General features: G+C 44.5%; 12 protein-coding genes. 6 read left to right on the forward strand and 6 right to left on the reverse strand.

What is annotated here, in order from left to right:
- The first annotated feature begins 286 nt into the window (after window positions 1-286).
- On the forward strand, window positions 287-1,300 hold the full coding sequence (locus ISX59_RS12170) for a BF3164 family lipoprotein (RefSeq protein ID WP_220575936.1): 1,014 nt from the start codon (window positions 287-289) through the stop codon (window positions 1,298-1,300).
- Between the two features lie 183 nt (window positions 1,301-1,483).
- Here the strand turns inward: ISX59_RS12170 and alaS are convergent, their stop codons facing one another.
- On the reverse strand, window positions 1,484-4,102 hold the full coding sequence (gene alaS, locus ISX59_RS12175; RefSeq protein ID WP_005775468.1) for an alanine--tRNA ligase: 2,619 nt from the start codon (window positions 4,100-4,102) through the stop codon (window positions 1,484-1,486).
- 103 nt (window positions 4,103-4,205) lie between these two features.
- On the opposite strand from alaS, the gene ISX59_RS12180 reads away from it, so the two are divergent.
- Both ISX59_RS12180 and ISX59_RS12185 read left to right on the forward strand, forming a co-directional pair.
- Window positions 4,206-5,174 carry a M23 family metallopeptidase gene (locus ISX59_RS12180; protein ID WP_005775469.1) on the forward strand — a complete coding sequence of 323 codons (969 nt, stop codon included), beginning with the start codon at window positions 4,206-4,208 and terminating at the stop codon, window positions 5,172-5,174.
- A gap of 14 nt (window positions 5,175-5,188) precedes the next feature.
- Window positions 5,189-5,554, forward strand: coding sequence for a MerR family transcriptional regulator (locus tag ISX59_RS12185; RefSeq protein ID WP_005775470.1), 366 nt, complete (start codon window positions 5,189-5,191; stop codon window positions 5,552-5,554).
- Between the two features lie 43 nt (window positions 5,555-5,597).
- On the opposite strand, the gene ISX59_RS12190 is transcribed toward ISX59_RS12185, so the two are convergent.
- From ISX59_RS12190 to ISX59_RS12210, 5 genes are all read right to left on the reverse strand, one after another.
- Window positions 5,598-7,844, reverse strand: a complete 2,247-nt coding sequence (locus ISX59_RS12190) for a bifunctional (p)ppGpp synthetase/guanosine-3',5'-bis(diphosphate) 3'-pyrophosphohydrolase (RefSeq protein WP_032539580.1) — start codon at window positions 7,842-7,844, stop codon at window positions 5,598-5,600.
- Between the two features lie 68 nt (window positions 7,845-7,912).
- Complete coding sequence (locus tag ISX59_RS12195) at window positions 7,913-9,211, reverse strand: lytic transglycosylase domain-containing protein (protein WP_032537329.1); 1,299 nt, start codon at window positions 9,209-9,211, stop codon at window positions 7,913-7,915.
- 24 nt (window positions 9,212-9,235) lie between these two features.
- The gene (locus ISX59_RS12200) at window positions 9,236-10,105 is read right to left on the reverse strand and encodes a DUF5683 domain-containing protein (RefSeq protein ID WP_032537221.1); all 870 of its coding nucleotides are present in this window, start codon (window positions 10,103-10,105) and stop codon (window positions 9,236-9,238) included.
- Window positions 10,106-10,996, reverse strand: coding sequence for a ParB/RepB/Spo0J family partition protein (locus ISX59_RS12205; RefSeq protein ID WP_005775476.1), 891 nt, complete (start codon window positions 10,994-10,996; stop codon window positions 10,106-10,108). It lies immediately after the preceding gene.
- Window positions 10,997-11,004: 8 nt separating this feature from the next.
- Complete coding sequence (locus tag ISX59_RS12210; RefSeq protein WP_005784850.1) at window positions 11,005-11,772, reverse strand: ParA family protein; 768 nt, start codon at window positions 11,770-11,772, stop codon at window positions 11,005-11,007.
- A 504-nt stretch (window positions 11,773-12,276) separates the two neighbouring features.
- Here ISX59_RS12210 and surE point away from each other — a divergent pair.
- From surE to ISX59_RS12225, 3 genes are all read left to right on the forward strand, one after another.
- A complete protein-coding gene (surE, locus tag ISX59_RS12215) occupies window positions 12,277-13,044 on the forward strand; it encodes a 5'/3'-nucleotidase SurE (RefSeq protein ID WP_220575937.1) in 768 nt (255 codons plus the stop codon).
- Complete coding sequence (gene lpxB, locus ISX59_RS12220; protein ID WP_220575938.1) at window positions 13,041-14,174, forward strand: lipid-A-disaccharide synthase; 1,134 nt, start codon at window positions 13,041-13,043, stop codon at window positions 14,172-14,174. Before surE ends, lpxB begins: the two co-directional genes overlap by 4 nt.
- A gap of 89 nt (window positions 14,175-14,263) precedes the next feature.
- On the forward strand, window positions 14,264-15,004 hold the full coding sequence (locus tag ISX59_RS12225) for a NigD-like protein (protein ID WP_044302110.1): 741 nt from the start codon (window positions 14,264-14,266) through the stop codon (window positions 15,002-15,004).
- The last annotated feature ends 7 nt before the right edge of the window (window positions 15,005-15,011 follow it).

Below are 15,011 nucleotides of genomic sequence, written 5' to 3' on the forward strand. Positions count from 1 at the left end.
ATGTAATGAATTATATTACACACAGACAAAAGGAGCAGGAAATATTGAAAAATACAGGGAAGGGACTACATATTTAGGAAATAATACAACCCTAATAAGATGTTATACTTATTGAGCGTCCGCCCTGTGAAAGAGCCGTGTAGTGGGAGTAGAATAAAAAAGGTAATTCTTGCTTTTCCGGGTTATTCTTGCTATTATTGCAACCATAGTAACAGGACTATGAAAAACTAATTTCAGGAAAAAAGTGATTTACATTAAAAACCGCTTTACATCAAAAAGAAATTGTATGAAATATATTTGTTTTTGGGCATGTATATTGCCAATGATATTATGTTCAGGTTGCTCCTCTCCCCATTTTAAGGAAATAAGTTTGAATGATGCGGAGTTGGGACTCTGTTCTTTTTGTGAATTTGACTTAGATTCTACCAATATCTTATATCCGCGCGGACTTTTTTATTTTGATCATCACTTGATATTGGTTGAGGTAAAAAACAATCCGACACTTTCTTTCTGGACGTCAGACAGCTTGAAGTATGAGTTTTCATCGGGGTATATAGGCGGAGGCCCCAATGAGCTGATTCGTCCCCGCGCTGATTACTTTACAAGCTCCGATTCCAGTTTCTTTATCTTAGATTCTGATATAGAACGAGAAATCAAGATTGAAAACAGGGGCATTTGTATACTAAATAATATTCCGATAGCCGTTTCGGATGCAATAAATCAGCTGGTTCGATTGGATCATGGGCATTATATCATGAGCGGTAAAACGGATGGAGCTTCGGGTAAAGAGCATTTCATATATTCTAAAGGGGAATTTACCCCTTTTGGAGATTATCCTTCTACGGATTTAGAGAAGATGGAGCAAGCAAAATTCGATTATAAGTTTACAGCGGGAAAAATGGGAAAGAAGGTTATATTGGATTTTTATTTGTATCATAATCTTATACGGAAGTATAGTATAAAGGGAGAGCTGTTGCAGGAAATCAGGTTGCAGGATATTCCGGACAGACATAATACGTATGAAAAGTTCAGGGAACAAAGTGTGTATCCTTATTGGCGCAAGACTGTGGCTACTGATGATGCAATTTACGTTCTTTTTTATCAAGGAGTTACTGAGAAAGTAATATATAGTGAAGGAGCAATACCGGAATTACAAGTATGGGATTGGGAGGGAAAGCTGAAAAAGAGATTTTTATTTGATAAAATCTATGATAATTTTACTGTCTCTCCCGACGGTCGGTTGTATGCATTGAATACACAGGAGCCATATAAGATATATACTTATGAAGTAGGTAAATAATGCTTTGCCATTGGATAAAGTGAGTTTATGATATTTGCGTCCGATGAAGGGGGAATGAAATAGAAAGAGCCCGGCACAATACCGGGCTCTTTACTCGGGAGACTATGATGTTTGATCTGACTTCCAGCTTTATATGGCAACTTTCGGACAGCGTGGTTCCCTTCTCGTGGAGAGTCGGGACTTTTAGATACCTGCCAGTTCCAGTACCTTTTCAACAGCAGCGTTCAGTCCGTCCGGATTCTTACCGCCGGCTGTCGCAAAGTGAGGTTGACCGCCACCGCCACCTTGAATCAGTTTGGCAGCTTCTTTTACCAGATTACCTGCTTTCAATCCGCCTGCAACCAGATTATCGCTGATCATGACCGTCAGCATTGGCTTGTTGGCATCAACTGTTCCGGCTACAAAGAACAGGTTCTCTGTAATTTCGCCACGGAGTTGGAAAGCGATGTTTTTCACTACTTCCGCGGGCATCGGCAGGCAGAACTTAATGACTTTAATGCCGTTAATCTCTTGTACATTCTTCAGCAGGCGTTCTTTGACGGCGGCTTCTTTCTCTTTCATAAAGTCTTCCACCTGTTTTTTCAGCCCTGCGTTTTCATCGATATACTTACGAATGGCTACGCCAAGGTCGGGAGCATTGTTGAAAAGAGCTTTCAAATCGTTCAAAGTATCCTGGATCGTATCCAGCATTTCTTCTACGCGGGCTCCGGTATATGCTTCGATACGGCGTACGCCGGCGGCTACTGAACTCTCAGAGATAATTTTTACCATACCGATGTTTCCGGTAGCAGCAACGTGAGTACCTCCACAGAATTCAATGGATGAGCCGAACTGGATAACACGTACGTGGTCGCCATACTTCTCACCGAACAGGGCGATTGCCCCCAGTTCTTTAGCTTCTTCGATAGGGATGTTGCGATGTTCCTGCAATGGAACATTGGCACGTATCTTAGCGTTTACCAGATGCTCCACTTTGCGGAGTTCTTCGTCCGTTACTTTCTGGAAGTGAGAGAAGTCGAAGCGCAGAGAATCCGGAGTTACCAAGGAGCCTTTCTGTTCAACATGCTCTCCCAATACTTCACGGAGTGCTTCGTCCAGTAAGTGAGTGGCAGAGTGATTGGCTGCACAAGCTGCACGTTTGTCGGTGTTTACACAAGCCATCATCGGAGCCTCCGGATGTTCGGGAAGTTTTTTTGTTATGTGTATCGGGAGATTGTTTTCTTTTTTAGTGTCGATCACTTCAATAGTTTCGAACTCACTTACCAATACACCGGTGTCACCTACCTGACCACCGCTTTCTGCATAGAACGGGGTATAATCTAATACGATTTGGTACAGAGTCTGATTTTTCTGTTTCACCTGGCGATAACGCAGAATAGAGGTTTCATATTCTGTATAGTCATACCCTACGAATTCTGTTGTGCCTTCTTTCAAAATAATCCAGTCGCCTGTTTCAATGGCAGCGGCGTTGCGTGCACGTTGTTTTTGCTGTTGCATTTCGGCGTCGAATTCCACTGTGTTTACTGTCATGCCGTTTTCACGCAGAATCAGTTCTGTCAGATCGAGCGGGAAACCAAACGTATCATACAGCGTAAAGGCGTCTTTGCCACTGATTTCTGTTTTTCCGGTGGCTTTTGTGTCCGCCATGGTTTTGTCGAGCAAGCGGATACCGGTTTCCAAAGTGCGTAGGAATGATTCTTCTTCTTCTTTGATAACCTTTTCGATCAACTCTTTTTGAGCAATCAGTTCCGGATAAGCATCACCCATGCTGTCAATCAGAACCGGAAGCAATTTGTACATAAACGCTTGTTTCTGTCCAAGGAATGTATATCCGTAGCGAACGGCACGGCGGAGGATACGACGAATCACATAACCGGCTTTGGCATTCGACGGCAATTGTCCGTCGGTGATTGAGAAAGCGATAGTACGGATATGGTCGGCAATCACACGCATAGCGATGTCGTTCTGTTCATTCTTGCCATATTCTGTTCCCGCCATTTGAGCGATTGATTTGATCAGTGGCTGGAATACGTCAGTGTCGTAATTGGATGTTTTACCTTGCAAAGCCATGCAAAGACGTTCGAATCCCATACCGGTATCGATAACTTTTGCCGGTAGCGGTTCGAGGCTGCTGTCGGCCTTGCGGTTGTATTGCATGAATACGAGGTTCCAGATTTCTATTACCTGGGGATGATCATGGTTCACCAAATCGCGTCCTGAAATCTTAGCACGCTCTTCAGCCGGGCGGAGGTCGATGTGGATCTCCGAGCAAGGACCGCAGGGACCTGTATCACCCATTTCCCAAAAGTTATCATGCTTGTTGCCGTTGATGATATGGTCTTTGGGAAGGAATTGTTCCCAGATGGAAGCTGCTTCGTTATCACGTTCCAGCCCTTCTTCGGGGCTTCCTTCGAACACCGTGGCATACAGGTGTTCCGGGTTCAGCTTCAATACATCTACCAGATATTCCCATGCCCAGCTGATGGCTTCTTTCTTGAAATAATCGCCGAATGACCAGTTACCCAGCATTTCGAACATGGTGTGATGATACGTATCGTGTCCCACTTCTTCAAGGTCATTGTGCTTTCCGCTTACGCGAAGACATTTTTGCGAGTCCGCGACTCTGTGGTATTTCGCCGGGTGGTTACCCAAAATAATATCTTTAAACTGGTTCATCCCTGCATTGGTAAACATCAGGGTAGGGTCATCTTTAATCACCATCGGAGCCGAAGGAACAATCTGATGTCCTTTTGACTCGAAGAAATTCTTAAACGAATCTCTGGTTTCTTTTGCAGTCAACATACTTCTATATATCTATTGTTGAGGTTAATATTCTGAAAAAAGCAGTGCAAAGATAGCTTGTTTTTATTATTTTTGCCGTATTAACAAGCGAAATATTTATAAGATGCGCAAAGTTTACTATATCTATAATCCGCAAACGCAGACTTATGACCGGATTTATCCGACTGTCCGACAACGGGCATTGAGCATTCTCCGCCGTCTTTTTATCGGGATGGGGCTGGGGGCCGGCAGTTTCATTATATTGTTACTGATTTTCGGCTCTCCTTCAGAGAAGGAGTTGCGGAAAGAGAATAGCCAACTTTTGGCGCAATATAATGTTCTTTCTCGTCGTCTTGACGAAGCAATGGGAGTGCTTCAGGACATTCAGCAACGTGATGATAACCTTTACAGGGTCATTTTTATGGCCGATCCCGTTTCACCGGCCATTCGTCAGGCGGGCTATGGCGGTACGAACCGTTATGAAGAACTGATGGATATGGCCAACTCAAAACTGGTGGTTAATACGACTCAGAAGATGGATGTGCTGAGTAAGCAACTTTATATACAATCCAAGTCGTTTGACGACGTGGTGGCGATGTGTAAAAATCATGACCAGATGTTAAAGTGTATTCCTGCCATCCAGCCGATATCTAATAAAGATCTTCGGAAGACAGCTTCCGGTTATGGTACACGTATCGACCCTATTTACGGAACGACGAAGTTTCATGCCGGAATGGACTTTTCTGCTCATCCCGGGACGGATGTGTATGCCACTGGTGACGGGACAGTGGTGAAAATGGGGTGGGAGACCGGTTATGGCAATACTGTTGAGATTGATCATGGCTTCGGGTATCGTACCCGTTATGCTCATTTGCAGGAGTTTCGTACTAAACTGGGTAAAAAAGTGGTACGCGGTGAGGTGATTGCCGGAGTGGGAAGCACCGGAAAGAGCACCGGACCGCATTTGCATTACGAAGTGCATGTCAAGGGGCAAGTGGTGAATCCGGTTAATTATTACTTCATGGATTTAAGTGCGGAAGATTATGAACGTATGATTCAGATAGCTGCCAACCACGGTAAAGTGTTTGACTAAACAAAAAGAGAATTATGCAAAATACAGAAAGGGATCTGAAATTATATTACTCTATCAGTGAAGTTGCCCAGATGTTCGATGTCAATGAGTCGTTGCTTCGTTTTTGGGAGAAGGAGTTTCCGCAAATTGCCCCTAAAAAGGGTAGCCGTGGGGTACGCCAATACCGGAAAGAGGATGTAGAAACCATCCGTCTGATTTATCACTTGGTGAAGGAACGGGGGATGACTTTGCCCGGAGCCCGCCAAAAATTGAAAGATAATAGAGAGGCAACAATCCGGAACTTTGAGATTATCAATCGTCTTAAGCAGATTAGAGAAGAACTGCTTGGAATGAGGAATGCCCTTGATAGATTTTCAACGACGAACGGAGAGGAACGATGAACGCAGGTTGGTACTCCTGTTATCGTTCATCGTTGATGGTTCATTAGTTTTCTACGCGTGTCACTGACTTTATATTTGGAATCTTGCGCAAATTGTTGCAAATGGCTTTTACGTCTTCCACATCGTGCACGTATAACTGTACTTTTCCTTCAAAAATGCCGTCATTGGTCTCCATGTCCAGCTTTCGGATATTAACGTTCAGTTGGCGTGAAATGACCTGCGTGATTTCGTTCAGTAATCCTACATTATCTATGCCTTTTACATAAATATATACCAGGAAAGAAAGTTTCTTGTGTGTATCCCATTCTGTGGCAATGATACGGTTGCCATAACTGCTTTTTAACTTAGCCGCTACCGGACATTGGCGTTTATGGATGATGATGCGGTCGTTTTCATCCATATATCCCAGTACGTCGTCACCGGGGATGGGATGACAACATTCGGCCATGATATATTTCTTTTGCAGGGCATCTTCCGTCAGTTTAAGAATCTGTTTGGTATTAATCTTCTCTTTTTCTTGCGGTTCTTTTTCTTCCTGCTGTTTGTCTTTATTGTTGTTGCCAAAAGAGAAAGTCAGATACTTCATCCAGTTACTGCTTTGCTTCTCCTTCAGTTCATTCTTGTCGGCGTCTCCCAATACGATGGTTTTGTTGCCGATGGCTACAAGAAACTCCTCCTCGTTTTTCATGTTATGCAGTTTGCATAACTTCTCGATGACAGCTGCTTCCGGACGGATCTCCTCTTTCTTAAAGAATTCGTTCAACAATTCTTCTCCTTCTTTCTGGAAGGTTTTTCGTTCTTTACGCAGAATAGCTGCAATCTTTGCCCTTGCCCTTGCAGTAGTGGCAAATACTTCCCATTGTGGCTGTACACGTTGCGACTTGGATGTCAGTATCTCTACCTGATCTCCACTTTGTAATTTATGGCTTAGGGGCACCAGTTTATGATTGACTTTGGCGCCGATGCAATGGCTTCCTATATCTGTGTGCAGGGAGAATGCAAAATCCAGCGCAGTAGAGTTCTGTGGCATGGTTTTAAGCTCTCCTTTCGGAGTGAAGACAAAAATCTCCGAAGCAAATAAATTCAATTTGATTGTATCGAGGAAGTCGATGGCGTCCGGTTGCGGATCGTCGAGTATTTCTTTAATGGTACGCAGCCACTTTTCCAATTCACCTTCATCTTCGCTGCCTCCTCCTTCTTTATATTTCCAGTGGGCGGCAAATCCTTGTTCGGCCACATCGTTCATCCGTTCGCTACGTATCTGGACCTCGATCCATTGTCCGTTGTTTCCCATCAAGGTGACATGCAGTGCCTGGTATCCATTGGCTTTCGGGTGGCTCACCCAGTCGCGCAGGCGGTCGGGGTGGGGCTTATAGATTTTAGAGATTGAGACATAGATGTCAAAACAATCATTCAGTTCCTCCTCCATATTGCGTGGTTCGAAGATAATTCGTACAGCCAGCAGATCATAAATTTCTTCAAAGGGAACATGCTTGGTTTGCATTTTGTTCCAGATGGAGTAGATTGATTTCACGCGTGCCAGGATACGGTATTTTAGCCCCATCTTATCCAGTTGCTCTCGTATCGGGGCGGTGAATTCATTAAATACCTTGTCACGTTCGGCCGCTGTTGCGTTCAGCTTTTCTTCAATTTCCTGATATTCTTCAGGATGTTCATATTTGAAACTGAGGTTTTCCAGCTCTGTTTTGATCTTATACAGTCCCAGGCGGTTGGCAAGAGGTGCATAAATATACAATGTTTCGCCTGCGATCTTATACTGTTTGTTGGGTAACATAGAGCCGAGGGTACGCATGTTGTGCAGACGATCGGCTATTTTGATTAAGATCACCCGGATGTCATCGGACATCGTGAGCAGGAGCTTTTTAAAGTTCTCTGCCTGTGCCGAAGCGCGGTCACCAAAGATACCTCCGGAAATTTTAGTTAGCCCGTCGACAATTTGTGCGATTTTAGCTCCGAAAATGTTTTCGATATCTTCTACCGTATAGTCGGTATCTTCTACGACATCGTGCAAAAGGGCTGCACAAATGGAAGTCGAACCAAGCCCGATTTCGTTGCATACGATTTTTGCGACGGCAATGGGGTGCATGATATAAGGCTCCCCGGAGCGTCGTTTGATGCCTTTATGTGCCTGATTGGCAAAATTAAAGGCCTTGGTTATAATCTCAATACGTTTACGGTGCTTGGTAGCAAGATAATCGTTCAGCAATTCTTGAAAAGCTTGTTCAATCATTTGCTCTTCAGCTATTTCTTTCTGGTTCTCAGTGTCCATAATTTAGTCCTTTCGTTCCTTTTCTGCAAAAATAATCAAATTTAAACATCAGGCAAGCGAAAGGGGATTTATTTGTATATTTTCAAACGTTTTCCTGCGGAAATGTTAGTTCCCCGCAGTCCGTTCCAACTTTGAAGATCTTTTACGCGTACACCATATTTTGCTGCAATAGCTCCCAAGGTGTCTCCATTTTTGATTTTATAATATGTGGGTGTACCATTGCCTGCTTTGGCAGAGCTACCTTTCCTTCTGGAAGCAGGACTGTCATTTTTAATGGCTACTGTACGCCGGTTTTTGAATAATTCGTCGGCACGGTGGGCGTAAATAGTGTCCTGGCGATCGATGAACGAACTTACGGCGTTTTGTGGAAGGCGCAAAGTATAAGATTTGCTTTCACCCGGAATTATCTCTTTTTTGTATTGTGGATTGAGACTTCTGATTTGATCCATCGGAACATTGCACAAGTCGGCAATCTGTTGGAAGTGAAGGTTTTTGTTTACCTGAATCGTATCGGTGCTTTCCGGAATATCGGTTTCCATCGGACAGATATTATGATCGCAGTAATAGGTCATTACATAGTTGGCTGCTATAAATGCCGGTACATATCCTCTTGTTTCTTTGGGCAAGTAGTTATAGATGCTCCAATAGTCGGTTTCTCCTCCTGCACGGCGGATGGCTTTGTTGATGGTGCCCGGTCCGCAATTGTATGCTGCGATCACAAGATTCCAGTCATGATAAATATCATATAGATCTTTCAGGTAGCGTGCTGCTGCCCAAGTTGCCTTTATCGGGTCACGACGGTCGTCCACCAGGCTGTTCGATTCCAGCCCGTACATTTTGCCGGTTCCTATCATGAACTGCCACAAACCTCCTGCACCTGCGCGTGATACTGCCGACGGGTTCAGAGCCGATTCGATGATAGGTAAATACTTCAGCTCCAATGGCAGATTATACGCATCGAGAGCTTCTTCGAAGATAGGCATGTAGAAGTTGCAGGCACTCAGCATAAAAGATACCTGATTTCGCAGGCGGCCGGCATACATATCGATGAACTTACGTACGATTTCGTTGTATGGCATCTCCATTACGGTCGGCATGCGCGATAAGCGGTCGATATATACGGAGTCACTGAACAACGGATTGATTTCCGCCGTACTGCAATCTTTTCCTAAGTCAATGTAGTTTTTGGCTTTCCAGTCGTTGAGCAGACTATCGAGGGGATAAGTCATACTTTTCGGAAGCTCGATGCTTTCCTGGCGTTCTTTGCCGTTGTCGCGAATCACTACGTCTACACTCTGTGCGTTTACCTTTGGGGTGGCAAACAAAAACAATAAAATCAGGGGGCAATAGTTTGCTAATTTCTTCATTCTTATTTGTTCAATCTTCATGGGTTAAAATCTGAGGCTGCATTGCACGCCTACCGACTTACTGCCGGGTTGTAACGGGTTATTATTTATAATAGTAGGTTCCACCCTCATGCTTAGGTCGGGTGATATGTCGAAATTGGATAACTCCGCGTCTACATAGGCGTCGATAACGGAAATCAGATATACGCCGATGACAGCGAATATACTGAGGTCACGATAGCGGCGATACGTATCTTTCCGTTTGCGGAGTATATCTTTCAGCTGGGTATCGGTGTAATTGTGATTTGGCGGAAGTAAATCCTGATAGCTGTTCGTATTTGGATTATTGTCCATAATGTCCATATAAGCCTGAGCATAGTCCTTATACATTTTCCCGTTCCAGCTTAATGCGTAGGCGCATCCGGCGAATCCACCATATATAATAGGTAGTTTCCAGTATTTGCGGTTATATATCTGTCCGCCACCCGGAAACACGATGGCATACCAGGTTGCTTTCGTCGGGTTAGGTACGAACATTTTTTTAGGCATGATGGGAGGCGGCAGGCTATCTGTCTTTACGACTGACGGAATGACAGGTGTTTCTATCTTTTCCAGGTTCTGCCGGTTGACTTCCTCGAGGCTGTCTGCCGTAACAATGGCGGGTTTCCGGTTTTCCAAACTGTCTATCGGCGGGAGGATAACCGCTTTATCCACTTTTACACTGTCGGCGACCGGCGAAGAAACTACCGGTTCACGATGGCGGCGTGCCCGTGCTTTAGGAGCCTCGCGGACCGGAGAGATGGAATCCTGGACTGTTTTTACAGGCTCCTGTGCATACACATCAATCCCTGCTACCTGAAAGAAACAGAGAAGCAGGGCAATGTATAGCTGATATGTTTTACTTTTTTTCGTCATTTATTTCTTCAGTGAGTCGAAGATTTCCATGATACGTTCCAGTTCCTCTTCATTACTAAAAGGAATACTGATCTTCCCTTTGCCCTTTTCAGAGCAAGTCAGTTGTACCTTGGTGTTAAAGAATCCCGATAGATGTTGTTTCAGCATGTTGAATTCCTCGGGCAGTTTGGCCCGCTTCGGGGTAATCTTTTTGGTTCCGCTCTTCACGGCTTCTCCTTCGCTCAGTGATTTTACTATTTCTTCTACTTTGCGGACAGAGTATCCGTGTTCCAGAATTTCTTCGAAAATTTTAACTTGTAGTTTCGGGTCGCCCAGTGTGATCAATGCCCGGGCATGTCCCATGTCTATCTGTTTGTTCTGCAGTGCCATTTGTATCGGTGCAGGCAATTTGAGCAGACGCAGATAGTTGGCAATGGTTGTGCGTTTCTTGCCGACACGTTCACTTAACCGCTCCTGTGTCAGGTCATATTGCTCTATCAAGTGTTGGTAAGCCAGTGCGATTTCTACCGAATTAAGATCCTCGCGCTGTATATTTTCTATCAGCGCCATCTCCATCACGTTTTCATCATCGGCTGTGCGGATGTATGCAGGAATCGTGTCCAGTCCGGCTTTCTGTGAAGCGCGGTAGCGACGTTCCCCGGCAATGATCTGGTACTCGTCGTCCGAGACTTTGCGCAGGGTGATGGGTTGGATAATTCCTATTTCCCTGATCGAATCGGCCAACTCTTCCAGTGCCGTTTCATCAAATTCGCGACGCGGCTGGTTGGGGTTGACGGAGATTTTCGACAGTTCTATTTCGTTAATAGACGAAGAACCTTCGGTTTTCACCTCCTCCATGGAGAGCAGGGCGTCGAGCCCGCGGCCTAATGCATTTCTTCTTTGTGTTGCCATATCTTCGTTTATTTACTATTTCTGCTTATTAGTTCCTTAGCCAGTGCCAGGTGATTTTTTGCTCCGGTAGATTCTGCATCATATAAGATGGTGGGCAGTCCGTAACTGGGTGCTTCACTGAGCTTCACGTTGCGCTGGATGACGGTTTTGAACACCAGTTCCTGAAAGTGGCGTTTCACTTCGTCATAGATCTGGTTGGCTTGGCGCAGGCGTGAGTCGTACATCGTCAGCAGAAAGCCTTCTATTTCGAGTGCCGGGTTCAGTTTTGATTTGATAATCTTGATGGTATTCAGCAGTTTGCTGATTCCCTCGAGGGCAAAGTATTCTGCCTGTACGGGGATAATCACCGAGTCTGCTGCCGTCAGGGCGTTGATTGTGATCAATCCCAGCGAAGGAGAACAGTCTATCAAAATATAATCATACTCTTCCTTTAGCGGAGTCAGCACTTCTTTCAGTATCTTTTCGCGGTTTTTGAGATTTAGCATTTCAATTTCGGCGCCTACCAGATTGATGTGCGATGAAATGACTTTCAGCGAATCAATTTCAGTGTCATGAATAGCGTCCTGTACGTTGGCTCTGTCGATAATGCATTCGTAGATAGTACATTCGGATTGCTTGATGTCGACTCCCAATCCGGAAGAGGCATTTGCCTGTGGGTCTGCATCAACAACCAGTACTTTCTTTTCAAGCGTAGCCAGCGAAGCTGCGAGGTTAATCGTAGTCGTTGTTTTTCCTACACCACCTTTTTGATTGGCCAAAGCAATTATTTTTCCCATATTATCTAAATTTATTGGCAGCGAAATAAGTGATAAATCCTCAGAGCGCCTACTAAAAAATAGAAACTTTGCTTAATCTGTTGATAAGTCACCTGTTTTGTTAATAACTGCCAGGCGAGATACGGGCATTTTTTCTCTTTTTAGCTCGCAAATATACGTATTAAAATTGAATATCAATTCCTTTTTTTACTCACTTGCAGAAGATTAAGATTTGTAAACGGGTAGTCTGCATGGCTAACCATCAGATGGTTTCAAGACTTCCATTAAGAGTTAGCTGATAAAACATCCCCATGTTTTTGATGACAAGATCCCCATGTTATATCTAATAACATCCGGATGTTCTTCACGATAACATCCGGATGTTTTCCACTCTTGTTTCTTATCTGCTGTGAATACAATATTAATAGACCTTCGCTTTCCTATTTGGTTCTGTTGTCGATACAAGTTCTTTTTGCTACTTTTGTGCATTTCGAAAACATAAAATAATAGATAAGGTAAGATTGTATGGAAAATAAAAGGCCTTTGATCCTCGTTTCCAATGACGACGGTATTATGGCAAAAGGTATTAGTGAACTGATTAAATTTCTTCGTCCGCTGGGCGAAATCGTAGTAATGGCTCCTGACGCTCCCCGTTCTGGCAGTGGATGTGCACTGACGGTGACACAGCCGGTGCATTATCAGTTATTGAAAAAAGATGTGGGGTTGACTGTTTATAAGTGTTCCGGTACGCCGGCCGATTGTATAAAACTGGCACGAAATCAGATACTTGACCGTGAACCCGATCTGGTTGTCGGTGGGATTAATCATGGTGACAATTCTGCTACCAATATACACTACTCCGGCACGATGGGGGTTGTAATCGAAGGTTGCCTTAACGGAATTCCTTCTATCGGGTTTTCTATTTGTGACCATGCCCCCGGAGCTGATTTTGATGCTGCAGGACCTTATGTGCGGAAAATAGCGGCAATGGTTCTTGAGAAGGGACTTCCGCCACTGACTTGTCTCAATGTGAATTTTCCCAATACTCCGGAACTGAAGGGAGTGAAAATCTGCGAACAGGCCAAAGGGCACTGGAGCGGAGAGTGGCAGGCCTGTCCACGGAGAGACGATACGAATTATTATTGGCTGACCGGAGAGTTTATCGATCACGAACCGGAGAACGAGAAGAACGATCATTGGGCGTTGGCCAACGGATATGTAGCCATCACACCGACGATAGTGGATATGACTGCTTATCATTTTATGGACGAATTGAAATCCTGGGAATTATGAAATACTATCTCATTGTTGGCGAAGCCTCGGGCGATTTGCATGCTTCTCACTTGATGGCTGCACTGAAAGAGGAGGATCCGCGGGCTGAATTCCGTTTCTTTGGCGGTGATATGATGGCTGCTGTAGGAGGAACGATGGTGAAGCATTATAAGGAGCTGGCTTACATGGGCTTTATCCCTGTATTGCTGCATCTGCGAACCATCTTTGCCAACATGAAGAGATGTAAGGAGGACATCGTGGCATGGTCGCCGGATGTTGTTATTTTGGTGGATTATCCGGGCTTTAATCTCGATATTGCCAAGTTTGTGCATGCGAAAACGAAGATTCCGGTTTATTACTATATTTCTCCCAAGATTTGGGCATGGAAAGAATATCGCATCAAAAATATAAGAAGAGATGTAGATGAGCTTTTCTCCATTCTCCCTTTTGAGGTTGAGTTTTTTGAAGGGCATCAATACCCGATTCATTACGTTGGTAATCCGACGGTGGATGAAGTTACCGCTTTCAAGGCTGCAAATCCGGAAACATTTGCCGATTTTATCAGTGATAATGAGTTAGCGGATAAGCCTATCATTGCTTTGCTTGCCGGAAGCCGGAAGCAGGAGATTAAGGATAATCTCCCCGATATGATCCAGGCAGCCTCGGCTTTTCCGGATTATCAGCTTGTGCTGGCTGCCGCTCCCGGCATTTCTCCGGAATACTATGCTGAATTCGTAAAAGGGACAAATCTGCAAGTAATCTTTGGCCGGACTTACCGCTTGCTTCAACAGGCGGATGTCGCTTTGGTGACATCCGGAACTGCCACTCTTGAGACGGCACTTTTCCGCGTACCGCAAGTGGTTTGCTACCATACTCCCGTAGGGAAGCTGGTGTCTTTCCTCCGGAAACATATCTTGAAGGTGAAGTTTATCTCGTTGGTCAACTTGATTGCCGGACGGGAAGTAGTCAGGGAATTGGTGGCTGATACGATGACGGTGGAGAATATGCGGAACGAGCTGAAACGTTTGTTGTTTCAAGAAGACTATCGACGGAAAATGTTGGATGGTTATGAAGAAATGGCACGGTTGCTTGGACCGGCAGGAGCCCCGAGGCATGCCGCCCGCGAAATGGTGAAATTGCTTAAAAAATAGTTTTTTATTCAATAATAGGACAGAAACCGGTGCAGTAAATGCCCGGTTTTTTTATTTATAGGGTAATAAGGAATAAATTAAGAATAGATATGAAAAGAGTTAAACTACTTTGGGTGGCAATGTTGACGTTGATACTGCCGGCATTGCAGTCGTGTGATGACGGTGACGGTTATTCATTGGGCGATATAGCAAGAGACTGGGCTACAGTCCGGGTAGTCGGTGGCGATACTTATGCACTGAATGCCGACCATTGGGGAAGTCTTTGGCCTGCTGCGACCGCGGTTCCGGGCTATAGGCCGATAGACGGACAGCGTGTGATTACTTATTTCAATCCTCTTTATGATAATTATGAAGGATACGATCATGGGGTAAAAGTAGAGTGTAACTATGACGTCCTGACCAAACAAATAGAGGACCTGACTGCCGACAATGAAGCGGAAATAGGCAATGACCCTGTTCTTGTATATAAAGATATGATGTGGATTGGAGGCGGATATCTGAACATCATTTTTCGCCAGTGCTTACCGGCCAGAGAAAAACATCGCTTCAGTCTGGTTCGCGATACGCGAAACATGGCTAAAGATGGTGATGACGGGTATATCCATTTGGAATATCGTTATAATACGTATGGTGATGTGACTAAGCGTTGTTTAAACGGTGCGGTATCTTTTAATTTGAATTCGTTGGATCTGACCGGTAAGAAAGGCATTAAAGTGAAACTGAATTCTGTTGAAAACGGAGAAGTTGAGGTAGTCTTTGATGTAAAAGAACAGCCGATACCCGAGGGTGCAAAGAATATAGAGCTTTCAAACGAAGTTCAGGTAATGTAAAAAGGGT

This window comes from Bacteroides sp. FSHCM14E1, assembly GCF_019633785.1.
GTDB lineage: Bacteria > Bacteroidota > Bacteroidia > Bacteroidales > Bacteroidaceae > Bacteroides > Bacteroides hominis.